The organism is Shewanella xiamenensis, from assembly GCF_024971755.1.
Lineage (GTDB): Bacteria > Pseudomonadota > Gammaproteobacteria > Enterobacterales > Shewanellaceae > Shewanella > Shewanella xiamenensis.
Window position 1 is genome coordinate 1502229 of sequence record NZ_CP079718.1, and the last position, 17618, is coordinate 1519846.

General features: G+C 45.5%; 15 protein-coding genes. 6 read left to right on the forward strand and 9 right to left on the reverse strand.

Annotated features, from left to right (window positions below; genetic code table 11):
• The first annotated feature begins 15 nt into the window (after nt 1-15).
• Entirely contained in the window at nt 16-459 is a 444-nt protein-coding gene (locus KXJ80_RS07740) for a hypothetical protein (RefSeq protein ID WP_370687122.1), read from the forward strand.
• A 156-nt stretch (nt 460-615) separates the two neighbouring features.
• Nucleotides 616-1233 (forward strand): transglycosylase SLT domain-containing protein, encoded by a 618-nt coding sequence (locus KXJ80_RS07745; RefSeq protein WP_218738098.1) that lies wholly within the window; start codon nt 616-618, stop codon nt 1231-1233.
• Nucleotides 1234-1284: 51 nt separating this feature from the next.
• Here KXJ80_RS07745 and KXJ80_RS07750 read toward each other — a convergent pair whose 3' ends face one another.
• The 4 genes from KXJ80_RS07750 to dauA all read right to left on the reverse strand — a co-directional run bounded on the left by KXJ80_RS07750 (nt 1285) and on the right by dauA (nt 6306).
• On the reverse strand, nt 1285-2547 hold the full coding sequence (locus KXJ80_RS07750; protein ID WP_218738099.1) for a sensor domain-containing diguanylate cyclase: 1263 nt from the start codon (nt 2545-2547) through the stop codon (nt 1285-1287).
• 154 nt (nt 2548-2701) lie between these two features.
• Complete coding sequence (gene purK, locus KXJ80_RS07755; RefSeq protein WP_218738100.1) at nt 2702-3799, reverse strand: 5-(carboxyamino)imidazole ribonucleotide synthase; 1098 nt, start codon at nt 3797-3799, stop codon at nt 2702-2704.
• The gene (gene purE / locus KXJ80_RS07760) at nt 3799-4290 is read right to left on the reverse strand and encodes a 5-(carboxyamino)imidazole ribonucleotide mutase (protein ID WP_037421257.1); all 492 of its coding nucleotides are present in this window, start codon (nt 4288-4290) and stop codon (nt 3799-3801) included. The genes purK and purE overlap by 1 nt, the downstream gene beginning before the upstream one ends.
• 255 nt (nt 4291-4545) lie before the next feature.
• Nucleotides 4546-6306: a C4-dicarboxylic acid transporter DauA gene (dauA, locus tag KXJ80_RS07765; protein ID WP_037429656.1), complete on the reverse strand. Its 1761-nt coding sequence runs from the start codon at nt 6304-6306 to the stop codon at nt 4546-4548.
• 225 nt (nt 6307-6531) lie between these two features.
• On the opposite strand from dauA, the gene KXJ80_RS07770 reads away from it, so the two are divergent.
• The 4 genes from KXJ80_RS07770 (at nt 6532) to KXJ80_RS07785 (ending at nt 10527) form a co-directional block, all read left to right on the forward strand.
• Nucleotides 6532-8409 carry a vWA domain-containing protein gene (locus KXJ80_RS07770; RefSeq protein WP_218738101.1) on the forward strand — a complete coding sequence of 626 codons (1878 nt, stop codon included), beginning with the start codon at nt 6532-6534 and terminating at the stop codon, nt 8407-8409.
• Nucleotides 8410-8453: 44 nt separating this feature from the next.
• Nucleotides 8454-9056, forward strand: a complete 603-nt coding sequence (locus KXJ80_RS07775) for a sigma-70 family RNA polymerase sigma factor (protein ID WP_037429652.1) — start codon at nt 8454-8456, stop codon at nt 9054-9056.
• On the forward strand, nt 9049-9777 hold the full coding sequence (locus KXJ80_RS07780) for a hypothetical protein (RefSeq protein ID WP_218738102.1): 729 nt from the start codon (nt 9049-9051) through the stop codon (nt 9775-9777). The genes KXJ80_RS07775 and KXJ80_RS07780 overlap by 8 nt, the downstream gene beginning before the upstream one ends.
• A 213-nt stretch (nt 9778-9990) precedes the next feature.
• Nucleotides 9991-10527, forward strand: coding sequence for a hemerythrin domain-containing protein (locus tag KXJ80_RS07785; protein WP_037421247.1), 537 nt, complete (start codon nt 9991-9993; stop codon nt 10525-10527).
• 86 nt (nt 10528-10613) lie between these two features.
• On the opposite strand, the gene KXJ80_RS07790 is transcribed toward KXJ80_RS07785, so the two are convergent.
• The 5 genes from KXJ80_RS07790 to KXJ80_RS07810 form a co-directional block, all read right to left on the reverse strand.
• The gene (locus tag KXJ80_RS07790; RefSeq protein ID WP_037421244.1) at nt 10614-10799 is read right to left on the reverse strand and encodes a DUF3545 family protein; all 186 of its coding nucleotides are present in this window, start codon (nt 10797-10799) and stop codon (nt 10614-10616) included.
• A 216-nt stretch (nt 10800-11015) separates the two neighbouring features.
• Nucleotides 11016-12653, reverse strand: a complete 1638-nt coding sequence (gene pgi, locus KXJ80_RS07795; protein WP_218738103.1) for a glucose-6-phosphate isomerase — start codon at nt 12651-12653, stop codon at nt 11016-11018.
• A 20-nt stretch (nt 12654-12673) separates the two neighbouring features.
• Nucleotides 12674-13630: a transaldolase gene (tal, locus tag KXJ80_RS07800; protein ID WP_218738104.1), complete on the reverse strand. Its 957-nt coding sequence runs from the start codon at nt 13628-13630 to the stop codon at nt 12674-12676.
• 248 nt (nt 13631-13878) lie between these two features.
• Complete coding sequence (locus KXJ80_RS07805) at nt 13879-14991, reverse strand: OmpA family protein (protein ID WP_037421235.1); 1113 nt, start codon at nt 14989-14991, stop codon at nt 13879-13881.
• A 239-nt stretch (nt 14992-15230) separates the two neighbouring features.
• Nucleotides 15231-17597: a phosphoketolase family protein gene (locus KXJ80_RS07810; RefSeq protein ID WP_037421225.1), complete on the reverse strand. Its 2367-nt coding sequence runs from the start codon at nt 17595-17597 to the stop codon at nt 15231-15233.
• Between the last annotated feature and the right edge of the window lie 21 nt (nt 17598-17618).

The window sequence follows — 17618 nt, forward strand, 5'->3', positions numbered from 1 at the left end:
AGTCAAGGTGTGAAGATGCGGACATTTATTCTCGCTGCCTGTTTGCTTGGGTCTACTGCGTTACTCTCAGGTTGCGCTTCATCCCCTGAAGATGATTTAAGTTGTGGTACGGTATCGGGCTATTTACAACCCGATGCTAGTACCCATTGGTATCGAGTGGTGGTGACTCATCTAGATGGTAAGCCTGTGGTCTCAAAGCCTAATTATCAATTAGCACCTGGGGAATATGAGTTTACCGTTGCCGAGTTAATTGATGCTCCATCCCTTGGGGTGTCCCTTAGTGCGCGAACGCCAAAAACTTTTACGTTAGTGGTCGAAGGGCATCAGCGTTACCACATAGGGGCATTATTCCACACGGATAAACGCTACATGGGTAAAGATACCAACTATTGGGAGCCAGGTGTGTGGCAACAAGAAAATCATGAATGCCAGTTTGATTTAAGTCCTGAAACAAAATAGTTCGTTTTAACAATGGATTGTCATTTCTGTTAATGAGTATGACCTGAAAATAGGTGCTAAGGTGATCTTAGCGCCAAAAACAGGATTGGTGCTTTGCCTCATTCTATCACTGTGCGATGATGGGCAAGTTTTACTTCTTTGGAGAACAAGCGCTTAATGAAATGGCTTTCGACAACTCTGTTATGTACATCCATAGGTTTACTGTCTGGCTGCGCCACTTCTCCGCCTAAATCTCCTGAAAATATTTGCGATATTTTCCAAGAACATCGTTCATGGTACGAAGCCGCAAAGGATACCCGCGATAAATGGGGTGTACCCGTGCATGTGCCTCTGGCAATGATGTATCAAGAAAGCTCGTTTAAACATAATGCGGCGCCGCCTATGCAGTACTTTTTAGGCTTTATTCCCATTGGCCGAGCCAGTGATGCCTATGGTTATGCGCAGGCCAAATCCATGACGTGGGATGACTATGTTCGCGAGACTGGTAATAGTTGGTCTTCGCGCAGTAATTTTGATGATGCCATGGATTTTATGGGCTGGTTTATTTACAAGACCAATAAAATCAATGGAATTTCTAAATGGGATGCGAAGGCGCAGTACCTCAATTACCACGAAGGTTGGGGAGGTTATCGTCGAGGCTCTTATAAGTCTAAGGCTTGGTTAGTCAAGGTTGCAGCTAAGGTGGATGATAGAGCCAAACGTTATGCGGCTCAGTATAAAACCTGCAAGGAGGATTTAGATTCTTCTTGGTTATGGCGACTATTTTTTGATTAACCTTGCGCCCATGTACGAGGAGCTTATTGACTATAAGCTGTTGCCGAATGTTTATTGCGGCAGCTGATTATTAGCCGCTATGGCTTCGAGTGCATTAATGGCCTGTTTTTTACCGCGCTTTTGCTCATACATTGCATTATCAGCCTGTTTAAAAGACTTAGCCCAATCATTATCGTAAGGGGCGATGCCCACGCTAAAATTGAGATTTAGCGGCGACTCATGATGTAACTTAAGGCGCATGGCATCCAGATCGTTTTCGAGTAATTCAAGCGGGCCATGGCATAGGGCGACAAACTCATCGCCACCAAACCGAGAGATAATGCCTTTGTGTTTCCAGAAACCTAGGATTGTTTTAGCGACTTCTTTTATTGCCACATCGCCGACCTGATGTCCCTGTTGATCATTGATAATTTTGAGATTATCCATATCAATGATCACTAAAAAGCTGCCTAATTGAGCCTTAGGTTGCCAATGTTGCAGGGCATCTTCGAAGTTTTTACGGTTATAGAGTCCGGTTAAGTTGTCGAAGTTGGCGAGTTTAGTGATTTGTAATGACTTTTGATACAGGGCAATGGCGTTGCTGGCCTCGTGGGTAAGAATAGAGACCAAATTACGGTCGTAGTCGTTAAAGGCGCCAACACTACTGCTATCGAGATTCAGCATACCGTAAAGTTTGCCATCAATCCGTATTGGGCTGGAGAGAGTGGAGCGTATCGGTTGCTTGGCTGCTGTAAGCAGCACCTGTTGCTGTTCATCTGTTAGCGTGCTTGCGGCATTGATATTTTTCATATCATCCACAACGACTACACGGTCACATTTACCCTTGGTGAGTCGATACTCGAAGGATTGTTCAAGGGAAAAATTCAATTGTTTTAGCTTGTTAAGATCGAGTCCAACTACTGACTCGAAATGCAGTCTATGGTTATCTTCATTGACTTTGATAATGCTGCCCATTTCTGCACCGTTAATAATACAGACGGCTTTATTCAACAGGGCATCGAGAAATGCATGTTCATTTTTATACTGGCTCGACAGGTGGGCAAGCTCGTAAATGGCATCGTTAATACTTACCACTTGCTCTAAATGCAGCCATAGCCGTGTTAAGCGACCCTGATGAAGATAATAAATTAAGCTGTAGGCAAACACATAGATAAGACAGACAAACAGCAACGGAAGGATAGTCCAGCCTTCGGTGGGAGCATTAAACACAAACAATAAGACGAATAGCAGTATTGGCACTATCAGCAGTAATAGATGATAGCGATAGTCCAAGCGGTCTATGGTTTTTCGTTTAAAATTATCCCTTAATTTCACTCGGCAGTTCCTTTATTCGTGCTCCGGTTAGTCAGCTTTAATCACTACACCACTAACTCATTCACGCTGAGTATGGATAAGTATATAACCAAGATGAGAAATCAGCTGATAAGGGAACAAATATACTCCCTTATCAGTTATATGCGTGGCTCCGTTAGTCTTTAGCAAACTCTGCTAAAATCCACGCGAGGGGCGATTGATATTGGCTTGGCATCCAAGTTTGCAATGCGCCAATGCTGTCTTTTAACACGGCAAGATTAGGTACCGAAAGATTTAAGTGCCCGACTTTACGGCCAGATCGCACTTCCTTGTTGTACCAATAAAGCTCGGCATTAGGCAGGCTTAACCAACGGGTATCGTTATCGATACCAATCAGGTTGACCATCACGCATTGAAAGTTTACCTGTGGCTGCGGAATAGCAATGCCGCACAGGGCTCTTAAATGCAGTTGGAATTGATCCATATGGGTACCCGCTTGGGTCCAATGGCCAGAGTTGTGTACCCGCGGCGCTAACTCGTTAACCAGCAGCTTATCACCAACTCGGAAACATTCCATCGCCATTACGCCGACATATTCCAGCTCATGCATAATTGCGCTCAGCATGCCTTCCGCTTGCGCTTGCAGGTGATTCAGGCGAGCAAGTGGCGAAATCGATGCCATCAAAATGCCATCTTGGTGCAGGTTGAGTGTTAATGGATAAAACACGCATTGGCCTTCACGGGTACGCACGCCGACTATGGAGACTTCTTCATCGAAGTTAATTGCTTGCTCGGCAATGGCTAAGTTGCGCCAATCATGGGGGATGTCACCCGCTTCGGCTTGTTTGAGCCAATGTTGGCCTTTGCCGTCGTAACCGCCCGTGCGACGTTTCATCAACACGCGTGGGCCAAAGGCTTGATACAAGTTTTCGACGTTGGTCTTATCATCGACGAGTGTCCAAGGCGCAGTAGGGACTTGGAGCTGGTCGAGTAAGCTTTTTTGGCTGTAACGGTCAGCTAAACGGCTAAATACTGGGCCGTTAACAAAATGCGGATGGCTGCTGAGTTGTAAGCTTAAGGCGGATTCTGGCCACTGCTCGCGTTCGGCGGTGATAATATCCTGAGGCGCTAGCGGCAGGATTTCATCGGTTGGCGTCATGATATCGACGGCGCGAACATCAATAGCCAGTGGCTCGCCTGCGTGGGTCAGCATAGCGCCGAGTTGACCATTCCCTAATACCCAAACCTTTGATTTTGCATTTGCTTGGGTCATTAGGCTTCCCTCGGATCGGGATTGTCCAGTACTGCGCGGGTTTGTTCTTCCCTAAAGGCTTCTAAACGTGCGGCAAGATCTGCATCGTTATTGGCGAGAATTTGGCAGGCCAGTAGACCAGCGTTAAAGGCTCCAGCGGTACCGATGGCGAGTGTGCCTACGGCGATACCCTTTGGCATCTGTACGATAGACAGTAAGCTATCCATGCCCGATAGCGCTTTGCTTTGTACTGGTACACCTAATACGGGTAAGCGAGTTTTTGAGGCAATCATACCGGGTAAGTGAGCAGCGCCGCCCGCACCACCGATAATAATTTTAAAACCACGGTCAGCGGCTCCTGCTGCAAACTCCATCAGCTTATCTGGCGTTCTATGGGCTGATACAACTTCAACATGGTAAGGCACTTGCAGTTTATCCATGATCTCAGCGGCGGCTTCCATTGTGGGCCAATCACTCTTAGAACCCATAACAACAGCAACAAGGGCTTGCATGATAACTCCTTAACTCACTAATTTTAATTATATTTCGACCTTGTTTCAGGTCTGGGTACAGTCGATGTTCGCAGCTCCTGTAAGAGCAGGGAGCATCATGGCGCAGAATAATACCATGTAAAGCCCGATTTCTGGCGTTTTTTGCGCGTAAAAATAGTGCCTTTAGGATGGATAAAGTGTTCGTTGAATTGGCCTAAATAAACCCTATACCCCAACGCAGATACTGTGCGTTGGGGATAAAATATCAATTTGCAATTAGTGGGTTGCTGCTGGATTAGATTCGACGATATGCTCAAATGATGGCGCTTCGGCTAAAGCTTCCCGCAGGGTAGGATAAAACTTCAGTATCCCTTCAATCGGTTGCACTTTAGCCCTCGCAAGGGTGCGAATGGGCTGAAACTGCAAATCGGCAATAATCAACTTAGTATGGTTATGCTTACATTTTTCAATCAGTTTATTGAGTGCTGCAAGACCACCAGCATCCAGAATCGATACCCCATCTAAGTAAAGTACAATCACTTGTTTATCTTGAGTGAGGCTGGCGATTTCGGCAAAAATACGATCCGCAGCGGCAAAAAATAGTGGGCCATTAATTTTGAGCACGGCCCAGTCGGCGGGCAGAGGCTGATCGATATAACGCTTGTTGCTACTGATATCATACAGCTTGGTCATCTCCGCGATTTCTTTCATAAATAGCAGTGCGGCTAAAATAATCCCCACGCTGATGGCGATCACCATATCGAATATCACCGTGAGTGAAAAACAGCTTAAAAACACCAATATATCGCTGGTGGGCGCAGTTTTCAGTAAATGCACCGCTTTAGGGGCTTCACTCATATTCCAAGCTACAACCAGTAATAATGCGGCCATGGCCGACATGGGTAAGTAGGCAAGTACTCCTGCGAGCGCGACTAAACCAACCAAGACCACTATGGCATGGATCATCGATGCGATCGGACTCTGAGCACCCGCCTTAACGTTTGCCGCACTGCGGGCAATGGCCGCGGTTGCTGGGATCCCGCCAAAGAAGGGGGCGATAATATTGCCTATCCCTTGGCCGAGAAGCTCGCTGTTCGCGCTATGGCGCTTGCCTGTCATGCCATCAAGCACAACGGCACATAGCAGCGATTCTATGGCACCTAACATGGCAATCGCGAAGGCGGCAGGGAGTAAGGCTTGAAAAGTGGCCAGATTAAATTCAAAGGTTTGACCATTGGCGCCAGTTTGTAACCAAGGCCATTCAAAGTGGGGGAGAACCGCAGGGATACCTGTGCCGACACTGCCGTCGCTTAATTGGTAATGGAAACGTGTTCCTATGGTCTCAATATCAGCGCCCATAGCATTTAACACTAAAGCGAGAATACTGCCCAAAACGATGGCCGGAAGGTGGGCAGGTACTGGGATTTTTAATCTAGGCCAGAGTAGCATAGTGGCTAAGGTAGCAGCAGCCACTAATAAGCTTGGTAGGTGAAGTGCAGGCAATGCCTGACCTAGTGCCATGAGTTTGGCAAAATATTGCTCTGGCATGTGCTCTATATGCAGACCGAAGAAGTCTTTTAGCTGCAAGGTTGCTATCACTACCCCAATCCCTGCGGTAAAGCCTAAGGTGACCGATTCAGGAATGTATAGGATTAATCTACCCAGTCTTAACATCGCCATGGCAACCAGCATCATGCCAGACATGACGGTAGCGATCAGCAGTCCCGCCAACCCAAATTGTTGGGCGATGGGATAGAGTAAGACGACGAAGGCGGCCGTTGGCCCCGAGACGCTATAACGGGAGCCACCTGTCATGGCGATAATAAAACCACCGACAATGGCGGTGTATAAGCCATATTGTGGGGCGACACCGCTAGCTATCGCCAGTGCCATTGCCAGTGGTATCGCAATGATCCCGACGGTCAGACCCGCCATGAGATCTTGTCCAAAACGTTTAAACGAATATTTATCTTTTACGCACGCTTCGCTAAGGGCGTGGGCAATTCTTAATGAAAACAAATGAGCAGAGTGTGACACGAGTGGGTCCATAAACGCGGCTTATTACAAGGCTCTATTCTAGAGTCCAGAAGAATGTTCTTGTGTGATCATGGTTGCAAAAGACGCTTAAATGTCTTTGTTTTTAATAAATAGTATGCTTGGCAAAGTGAGTGTGGCGATTTCTCTTATCAAATAACCCTTTTGTGCTTAGGCTGCGTTTATAGGGATATCAACCATTGGGGTCACAATCACTAGGTCACTATCATGAGATATCCATCTTCAGTCTTTCGCTATAAAACGCATTTAAGCTTTGTTGTTTCGGGATTAACAGTCGCTGTACTGCTCGGTTTGAGTGCTTGCAGTGATAAATCTGCGAAGCAGCAAAACCCTACTGAATTAGCAGTTCAAGCAAAAATTGCCGCGGAGCAACAAGCAGCGCTAAAGCAAAGCGCAGAGCTTAAGGAAAGTGCCAAGCGTCAGGCCAATCGGCAATTGGATGCTGCAATCGCCATACAGGAGCAAGTCTCGTTAGCTAGGCTGCAAACAATGAATGCTGAGGGGCGATCGTATATTGCTCAACCTGCGGCCAGTATCAGTGCGGCGCCCGCGTTAAACGGCGATTGGCCAGGGGCTGTGCAACCTGAGCGCAATCGATTCGAGAAGCAAGTGCAAAACGGCATCATGGTCGCAGGGGAGATCCCTGTATCGACTTTTGCTATCGATGTCGATACCGGCAGTTACACGACGTTAAGGCGAATGCTAAAGGAAGGGCGATTGCCTCAAAAGGACACGCTGCGGGTTGAAGAAATGCTGAATTATTTTTCCTATGACTATCCACTGCCGGGGAAAAATGAGGCACCCTTCAGTGTTACGACTGAGCTTGCTCCATCACCCTATAACGATGACATGATGTTACTTCGCATTGGTTTGAAGGGGTATGAGCAGAGTAAAGCTGAACTGGGCGCCAGTAACTTAGTGTTTCTGCTGGATGTGTCAGGGTCGATGGCATCGCCCGATAAGTTACCTTTGTTGCAAACTGCCTTGAAAATGCTGACCCAGCAACTGGATGCTCAGGATAAGGTATCGATTGTCGTCTACGCCGGCGCTGCTGGAGTGGTGTTAGATGGCGCGGCGGGTAACGACAGTCAAACTCTTCATTATGCGTTAGAGCAGCTTAGTGCGGGTGGTTCAACCAATGGGGCGCAGGGGATTCTGCTTGCTTATCAGTTAGCGCAGAAACACTTTGTTAAAGGCGGCATTAATCGAGTGATACTTGCGACCGACGGTGACTTTAATGTCGGCACGACCAATCTCGATGAGCTAATCGATTTGGTTAGCGCACAGAAACAACAAGGGATTGGGTTAACGACGCTCGGCTTTGGCATGGGTGATTACAATGACCATTTGATGGAGCAATTAGCCGATAAAGGCAATGGACAATATGCCTATATCGATTCCCTCAATGAGGCGAGAAAAGTGCTGGTGGAACAATTAAGTGCAACCTTGCTCACCATAGCCAAAGAGGTGAAAGTGCAGGTCGAGTTTAATCCTGCTCTTGTGGCCGAATACCGTCTTATCGGTTATGAGAACCGCGCCTTAGCGCGTGAAGATTTTAATAACGACAAGGTGGATGCGGGCGAAATAGGCGCTGGGCATACCGTCACGGCACTTTACGAGCTGCGTTATGTTGATGCGGGTAATTTGTCTAATGATCAACTTCGCTATGGGTATAATCCCAAAACGGGCAATGAAAAATATAGCCGCGATGAAATCGCCTATCTGAAATTACGTTATCAGCTACCGGATGCCACTCAAAGCCAGTTACTTACCTATCCAATCCGTGCCGATCAAAAAGTGAAATCCTTAGCGCAGGCGAGTGATGATTTTCGCTTTGCCGCTGCGGTGGCAGGATTAGGACAGTTACTGAATCAAAGCCACTATTTGCATCAATTTGATTATAATAAGCTTAGTGCGCTCACTCGTTCTGCGCTGGGGGAAGATGCCAGCGGCTACCGACATGAATTTATGCAGCTTGTGGATACCGCTGCAATGCTTGCACAAACACAGCGAGTAGCAATCAAAAAATCCTTTGATGCCGGAGATAAACCTTTCCCGCCCGAGGACAAACCGCATCAACAATGAGCCAAATTATTATGTTTCAGTTAGTTAACCATTAGGGAGCTGCCATGGCCCTGGCGATACCGCAAATGCATGCCCATGAGCATACCGATGAACAGTTAATGCAACGCTATGCCAAAGGCGATGGCAAAGCGTTTGAGCAGCTTTATCTCAAACACAAAGGCGCCTTGTACCGTTACTTTGTGCGCCAACTCGGTGACAAACAGTTAGCCGAAGATTTATATCAAGAAACCTGGGGGAGGGTGATCCGTGCCGCCGCCAATTATGAGCCGAGTGCTAAGTTTACTACTTGGCTCTATCGGATTGCCCATAATCTGTTGATTGACCACGTTAGAGCTGTCAAACCCGTCGACTTAGTTAGCCATGATAATGAGGAAGGGCTAGATACCTTTGTGGGGGCGGAGCAGGAACAACCCGATGTACATTGGCAGGAAACGCAAAAGAGCCTGTTACTGAAAACCTGTATTGCCCTGTTACCCCAAGTGCAGAAAGAGGCCTTTATTCTCAATATCGAAATGGGCTTTACCGCAGCGGTGATCAGCGATATCGCAGGGGTGACACTCGAAGCGACCAAGAGCCGCATTCGCTACGCGTATCAAAGCTTAAAAGATTGTGTCAATGCTAAATGGCAGGAGGTTGGTCATGAGTAATTCCACTCTGTCATCGGAAGAAGAGGCACTACGTCAGGAAGTCTCGGCTTGGTATCACAAGCAAGCACTGGAAATGCCACCCGAGCGGCTCGACCAAGATATTTTGCGCCTATCACAAGCTCATTTGGCTGAAATGAATGTGAGCCAGCTAAAGCCTGCTGCTACGCCTGTGTGGCGCCGTTTCCCATGGGCGTTATCGAGCGCCGCTTCCTTAGTACTGGTTGTGGGTTTAATCGTACTGAATAGAGGCTATTTTGAAGAGGAGTTAGCCGCTCCAGCAGCGTTGACTATGAGTGCGCCCATGCCAGCTCAAGCACCGTTAGATAACGCTGCTCAGCAAGCCGAAATGGCGCGTCAAGCGAGAATGGAAGATGCCGCAACACAAAGTAGGCAAAGGGAAGCGATGAGGGCCGAAGCTAAGATGTCAACCCCGGAAAATCAGCAAGCAGAGTCTCAAGCATTATCGCAAATGGCGCGTGCATTGCCTCAAAGTGATGTAGCCGCAGCTGCGCTGCGTGATAAAGATGTGTTGATGGCGTCGTTAACACGTTTGCAGGCGTTAATAGACTCGAAGCAAATACAGGAAGCCTTAGCTCTTGAGCAAAGTTTAGTGAAGCAGTATCCCGAGTTGTCTAAAACCAATGCTGAATCTACCGATGACACAAAGGCAATTGAGAAATTTAAAGCTCTACAGCATCAGCTTCATTCTGTGAGCAAATAAAGCGTAAATCAGTGGGCTGGTCTCATTAAGGCCACTCACTGATATTAATATCTTATTCTTAACGTTGTCGTATTAATCTAGGACACTTTTTACAGGTCGTAATGTTAATTACTTGATCATGGTCATAAAGTGCACAGGAACTCGCCTGTTATATTGGATATTGATAAACGACTTGACTAGTATCAATAGTCAGTCCTAAGTTCAGGAGGCGATATGCTCAAAAGACTCATGCATGATCATAAACATATAGCAGTGCTATTGAATGTCTTGAAAAATAAACAGATGAAATTAGTTGAAGGCGAGGCGATTAATTTTATTGTTGTGAGAGACATCGTTGAGTATATGCAAGGATATGCTGAGCGTAGCCATCACCCCGTTGAAGATATTATTTATGCTTATTATTTGGCACATAAGGCGAATGATGAGATCGACAAGCTAAGTGCCGAGCACCAAGTTGTGACTGCGGCTTCATCGGCATTAATGAATACCTTAAACCTGATATTAAGTGACATTGTTGTCGCAAGGGATAAACTGATTGCCGATTTTGCCGAATATGTTGACTTACAAGAAAAACATATGCAAATGGAAGAGCGGGAGATTTTCCCCTTACTTGCGAAGTCTTTAACCGAGCAAGATTGGAAGGAGATTGAACAACAATGCCAAGCATCGTTAATTGATGATCCGCTATTCCTTGACCGAGAGCAGCAAGCCTTTGATGACTTACGTTCCTATTTAAAAGCGTCCGATTAGGGGTTGTAAGTCATCTGAAGGGTAAAAACAGAAAAAGCGCCATAAGCGCTTTTTCTCTATATCCTGTCAATAAAAAAAACAGCAGGTTACAACTGGATGGTGTCTATATCGTAATCAAAGTTGTTATCAATCTCTTGCAGTTCCTTGAGTAAACGATGTTTGTCCTTTAACGCCTCGATTTCGCGCCACTTACGCTTTTTATTAGCACCACGCGAGCGGTCGGGTCTTTCTACAACTTCATCTAGCGCACAACCATAATCTAAACGATCCATGGTAACCTCCTGTTGTTGTATGTTTTGTCAGCGATTAAATAACATATTTTCAAAACAGGGTGCAAGAATTATGTTTCATTTGTGTTAACTTGAAATGAAATTTGGATGATATGTCATTGATCTTAACTATCACTTTAGTGGTGGTTGCTTCTTGAAATGTTTATTTTATTAATGAGATACAATAAAAAAGCCAGCAATTGCTGGCTTTTTGTTCGATCAGATTTTACCCCGTCGATAAAGATTGATTAAGCCATTGCTTGAGGCATCTAACGCAGTCGCTTCTTGATCTGCACCTATACGGGCGAGGACGTCGTTACCTAAGGTTTTGCCAAGCTCAACACCCCATTGGTCGAAGGAGTTGATGTCCCAAATGGCGCCTTGGACAAAGGTTCTGTGCTCATAGAGCGCAATCAGTGCGCCTAAGGTTTCTGGAGTCAGCTTATCCATTAACAGAGTGTTGCTTGGCTTATTGCCCGGCATGACTTTGTGTTTGGCGATAAGTAACTTTTCTTCATCACTCAAGTTGCTCTTGCTCAATTCAGCCAGCGCTTCATCTAAGGTACGGCCTTGCATGAGTGCTTGAGTTTGTCCAAAGCAGTTAGAGGCTAACTGATCATGGTGTTCACCGATAGGGTTATGGCTTTGCAGCGGCATAATGAAATCAGCAGGAATTAATGCAGTACCTTGATGCAGCAACTGATGGTAAGCGTGTTGACCGTTTGTGCCTTCGCCGCCCCAAATCACAGGACCTGTGCTGTAATCCACATGCGTACCATTGAGCGTGACTGATTTACCGTTACTTTCCATATCCAGTTGTTGGAAGTAGGCAGGAAGTCCACGCAGATAATGATCGTAGGTCAATACCACATGGCTTTGAGCATTAAAGAAATTGCCATACCACAGTGAGAATAGTCCCATGATGACGGGCATATTTTCCGCTAAAGGCGCAGTGGCAAAATGGGTATCCATTTGGTGCGCGCCCTTTAATAGGGAGCGGAAGTTATCCATGCCGATGAGTAAAGCGATGGGTAAACCAATGGCTGACCACAGAGAATAGCGACCTCCAACCCAGTCCCACATTGGGAAGATATTAGCGGCATCAATACCAAACTCAGTTGCTTTTGCCACGTTAGAGGTCACGGCAACAAAGTGTTTCGCGACATCTGACTGTGAACCGCCTTTAGCTAAGAACCACGCTTTGGCCGTTAAGGTGTTGGTCAGCGTCTCTTGTGTACCAAAAGACTTAGACGACATGATAAAAAGCGTGGTTTCAGGATCGAGCAGCTTGAGTTTTTCACTGATCGAGGTGCCATCTACGTTGGCAACAAAATGGCAATTGAGACCTGTTATCCAGTATGGACGTAAGGCTTGGGAAACAATTTTAGGGCCAAGGAATGAACCACCGATACCGATACTGACAATATCGGTAATGGTTTTGCCTGTGTAGCCTTTCCACTGTCCTGAGGTGACTGAAGTGACAAACTGCTGCATCTTGTTCAGCGTTTGCTGTACTTCAGGAACGATATCTTGACCTTCGGCAATGATGGATTGGTCCGCGGTGCTGCGCAGTGCGGTATGCAAAACGGCACGTTTTTCGGTGTTGTTAATGATATCACCGGCAAACATCGCCTTGATTTTAGCGTCAAGCTTGGCTTCTTGCGCCAGTGTCAGCAGCAAGTTGAGAGTCTCAGGTGTTGCTCTATTTTTTGAATAATCTAAAAATAAGCCACAGGTAGAAAGCGACATGTTGCTAAAGCGTGCAGGATCGCCTGCAAAGAGTTCTCGCATATGCGGGATCTGCTGGCTATGGGCTGCTAACGCCTTCCAGGTTGTGCTTTGGGTCAAGATAGTCATCGAATCGTCTCCGAAGATACTTAGTTTGCCAGTTTAGCCTTGAGCATGACTTCGAGTTTGCCTTGGTCGATGGCGAAGTTACGGATGCCTTCTGCTAGCTTGTCAACGGCCATAGGATCTTGGTTAAAGTCCCAGCGGAATTGCGCTTCGGTTAAAGGCTCACCCGCAGCAACTGTAGTGCTGGCAGGAATGAGTTTAGGTTGAATAGCGACTTGAGAGTTTGCTAGCTCTTCGAGTAATGAAGGACCAATAGTCAGGCGGTCACAACCCGCTAATTCGATGATTTCACCAATATTACGGAAACTTGCCCCCATGACTACCGTGTTATAGCCATGCTGCTTGTAGTAGTTGTAAATTTCGGTTACAGAAACGACACCAGGATCATTGACTGCGTCATAGTCTTTACCTGTGTCTTTTTTGTACCAATCGAGGATGCGGCCAACGAATGGAGAAATTAAGTACACGCCAGCTTCAGCACAGGCACGTGCTTGAGCGAAGCTAAATAATAGGGTTAAGTTACAGTTGATGCCTTGTTGCTCTAACTCTTTGGCGGCACAAATGCCTTCCCAAGTTGAGGCTAATTTGATCAGAATACGAGATTTATCCACGCCAGCCTCTTGGTAGAGACGTACTAGTTTATGCGCTTTTGCAATGGATTTTTCTTTATCGAAGGATAAGCGGGCATCCACTTCGGTTGAAATTCGGCCTGGAACCAGTTTCAGAATTTCCACGCCAATATTCACTGCAAGTTTATCGCTGGCATCATCAATCTGTTGCTCAATATCAGCACTTTGTAATTTAGCCCATGCAATAGCATTGTCGATTAGAGCGCTATACTCAGGGATTTGAGCGGCTTTTAGAATGAGTGATGGGTTAGTGGTTGCGTCTTCTGGTTGATAGCGCTTAATTGCTTCAATATCGCCAGTATCGGCCACAATAGTAGTGTATGACTTGAGTTGCTCTAATGTATTTGCCATGAAAAACATCCTTCTCAGATAGCGGTCAAAACTCAGAAATGAACTGATGACTATTAGAAGCGATTTTGCCAACTTTTCCAACCATCAATGTAAAAAAATTACAAAAATGGTAAAACTACATCGTTTCTTGCTAAACATAGTGGCGAATGCCACTTAATCAGTCTTAGCGCCATCAGGTTAGGTAGTGTCGATGCCTTAAAAACAAAAAGTCGCTGCAAGCAGCGACTTTTTTATTCTTAACAGTGCAATTACTTCAGAACAGGTTGTTTTTCAGTAGTTGTCACGATGGCTTCGATGCGGCGGTTAGCTGCATGAGCTTCTTTCGAGTCACCAGCCACTAATGGCTTAGTGATACCGTAACCGTTAGAAGTTACGCGGCTTTGGCTGATGCCATATTTTTCAACAAGGATCTTAGCAACAGCGTCAGCACGCTTGTCAGACAGAACCATGTTGTATTCTGGTTTACCTACGTTAGAAGCGTGACCCGCGATTTCAACAGTGAATTCTGGGTTCTTGTTCAGGTAGTTAGCCAGTCTTTCGATGTCTTTGTAGTACTCTTTCTTCACTACTGCAGAATCGTTAGCAAACTGGATAGAACCTACATCTTCTTGCTTTTTAACGTTTTCATAGATAGTACAGCCAACAGAGTCAACTTTGTGAGTTGCAGGCGTTGCTGGGCACTGATCTTTATCGTCGTATACACCATCGTTGTCTGAGTCAACTGGTGCTGCTGCAACAACGGCGGCAGCTACAGGAGCCGCTGCTGCTGGAGTACCAAAACGGTAGCTTAATTCTAAGCCCCAATAGTTGCTGTCAGCTTCGATTGTGTTGAAGTCTGTGTCGTCTAAGTTTTCATAACGGCGGTATTTAGCTTGTAACTTCAGATTGTCGGTGAAGTTATAACCAACACCTGCGCCAAAGTAAGGCGCAAAATCGTTAGAGCTGTATGAGCTTGAAGTTGTGCCAGTATGTTGGCTGTTTTCTAAGGTGTAGTACATTGCACCCGCTTCTGCAGATAGGCTCCAACGGTTACCTAGTGGCCATACACCGACTAAGCCCAGAGTTGCACCTTTAACATCTGCATCATTGCTAATGCCACCATTAGTCCAATCTGCACTACCTAGATCACGATAGCCGATTTCTGCACCAAAGTAGTCATTAAACATATAGCCTGCGAAAATATCCCATGCGTATGGGTTATCATCGCCGTTATCAGTTGCAATGTGTTCATAGTTATTAACGCCTAAACCTGCACCAACATACCAAGGAGTTAACTCTTGAGATGCACTGGCAGCAAGTGGAAGCATTGATGTAAGTAAAACTACTTTTAATGTATTCTTCATCATTTTTTCTAAGTCCATTGTTTATGATTCTCCACCAATATGCTTTGCGGGTTTTAAGCAAAACATTGCTAGCACTTAGTGTGGGGATCCTTTGGTATTGTAGCCAGCGGTTAATTATCACTGCATTTGTTAAAATTTTCCAGTGCTTAGTCTGAAGTTTTTTTATGGGACTCCATCTTGTAATTAACTTGAGATGTTAAAAAGGCATCCTTTCGGATGCCTTTAAATTGTATTTATTTTGTTAATTTAATTAACTGCTAGCGAGTCCAAACCCAATTTTCGATTTCAGTTGGGTCAACACCATGTGCTTTAATATAGTTACGGTGATCAACAAGTCTTTGCAACATATCTGTTGTGATTGAAACGTGTTTAGTCTCATCAATGACGCCTTGTTGGAATAGTTTATAAGCCATATCAATAACAAGGTGGTAGCGAGAAGTTCCATTACGCACACCCATATCAAATGGTGTAGTTGTTGAGCCTTCTTCTTCATAACCTTTAATTCTAAAACGGCGGCTTCCTTTGTAATCAAAAATTAACTTTTTGATTGTATTTGGATAACCGTGATAGTTAAATACTACTCCTTTATCTTGAGTAAATATTTCATCCATCATCCATGGTTTTTCTTTAAATTTACGGCTACCTAAACCATCACTGCTTAATTCGGTGACGCTCACAAAACGGATTCTGACTCGAGGCAGCATTTCCCGAATGATCACTAAAGAGGCCATACATTCTTGAGTGACATAATCACCACAGCCAGCAAGGACGATATCTGGATTTTCATCTGAAGCAAAATCCCACACCATGACACCATCTTTGGCTTGTTTACGTGCTTCATCTAAGCTTAGCCATTGTGGCAGCTCTTTTTTACCTGCGACTAGGATGTTTAGTTTGTCACGATCCGCAAAAGCACGTTCGGTATACACTAAGGTGCTGTTTGCATCAGCTGGTAAATAAGCAGAGATAATCTTTGGATGTTTTTCTAACATCGCACCTAGGAACGATGGGTTTTGATGCGAGTAACCGTTGTGATCCTGACGCTCTAATAATGAAGAAAGTACTACGTTGCATGCTGGTAAAGGTTTACGGAAATGCACCCCTTGACTGGCATAAACATACTTACAATATTGGTCGGCCATGGATGAAACTACTTGCGAGAATGACTCGTAGGTTGGGAACATGCCATGACGACCTGTCACTGTGTAGCCATGTAACATACCAAATAGTAAGTTCTCAGAAAGGAGCTCTAGTACACGGCCATCGCGAGACATATCTTCATCCCAGCTTTCAATTGGCCATTGCCATGCACGGTCGGTTTCTTCAAATACCGCTTGCAGTTGGTTTGAATAGGTTTCATCAGGGCTGAAAATGCGTAAATTGCGTTGATCACGGTTCAGTTTGAATGCGTCACGCATCCATTCGCCCATTTTCAGCATGGAGTAACCGCGGTGTCCGCGTGGTACTTCTGGACCGTAACTGAGTTTTTCTAGATCAGGATTGGATAAAGCTCTAACAACTTCACCACCATAAGTGAGATGTTGGCGGCCACAAGCTAAGTGTTTTGGTGGGATCAATGAGCTAATATCCGCATCAAAAATCAGTTCACCTTGAGCATTGATTTGATAGAGCTCTTGGAACTGGTAGCTAGCTAACCAGTTATCCAATGCGGCTAGATGGCCTTTATCGGTCGCGCATTTATTGACAATCACTTGGTGTGATTCGCAGTTGCCTTCTAACTTCTTACCATTATATTCGCTTACGCCAGTCCAACCTTTGGCTGTGCGCATTAAAATCACTGGCCAGCGAGGTTTTACAATATCTTCACCTTTACGTGCTCGGGCTTGGATATCATTAATCATGCTATAAGCGGTATCCATGGCGGTTGCCATTTGAACGTAGATATCTTCTTCCGCTTCGCTGTCCACAATAATGGGGTGGTAGCCAAGACCGCGGAATTCAAGATCTAATTCTTCATGGCTCATGCGTCCCATACGGGTTGGGCCAGAAATTTTATAGCCGTTGATATGCACGATTGGTAACACTGCGCCGTTGGTGGCGGGTGATACCAATCGGTTTGCATACCAAGATGCGGCTAATGGGCCTGTTTCTGATTCTCCATCACCTATTAAAACTGTCGCGATAAGATCGGGGTTATCAAGCACTGCGCCCCAGCCAACGGATAATGAATAACCTAATTCACCACCTTCCAGAATTTGTCCTGGTGCTTCAGGATTAGCATGTGAAGGATAACCGTATGCTGCTGAGAACTTTTTACAAATATCCTCAATGCCCGTTTCATTATAAGGAATGGTTTCTGGATAGTAGTGGCTTAGAGAGCCTTCAATGAATAAGTTAGCTTGTACGGCAGGGAAGCCATGTCCTGGACCAACTAAGTAAATAAAGGGACGATTATGTTTTACAATGAGTCGGTTAACGTTCGCGTAGACAAAGTTGATACCAGGACACGTTCCCCAGTGACCGAGCAAGCGAGGCTTAATGTCCGAGTGCGCTAGTGGGCGCTTATGAAGTACGTTTTGCTTTAAGTAAATCTGGGAGGTGGCTAGGAAGTTAGTGGCTCTTACGTATTTTTTAAGAGCATTTATCTCATGTGTTGTCGTCATATTAAGCCTCACTAGAGCAGA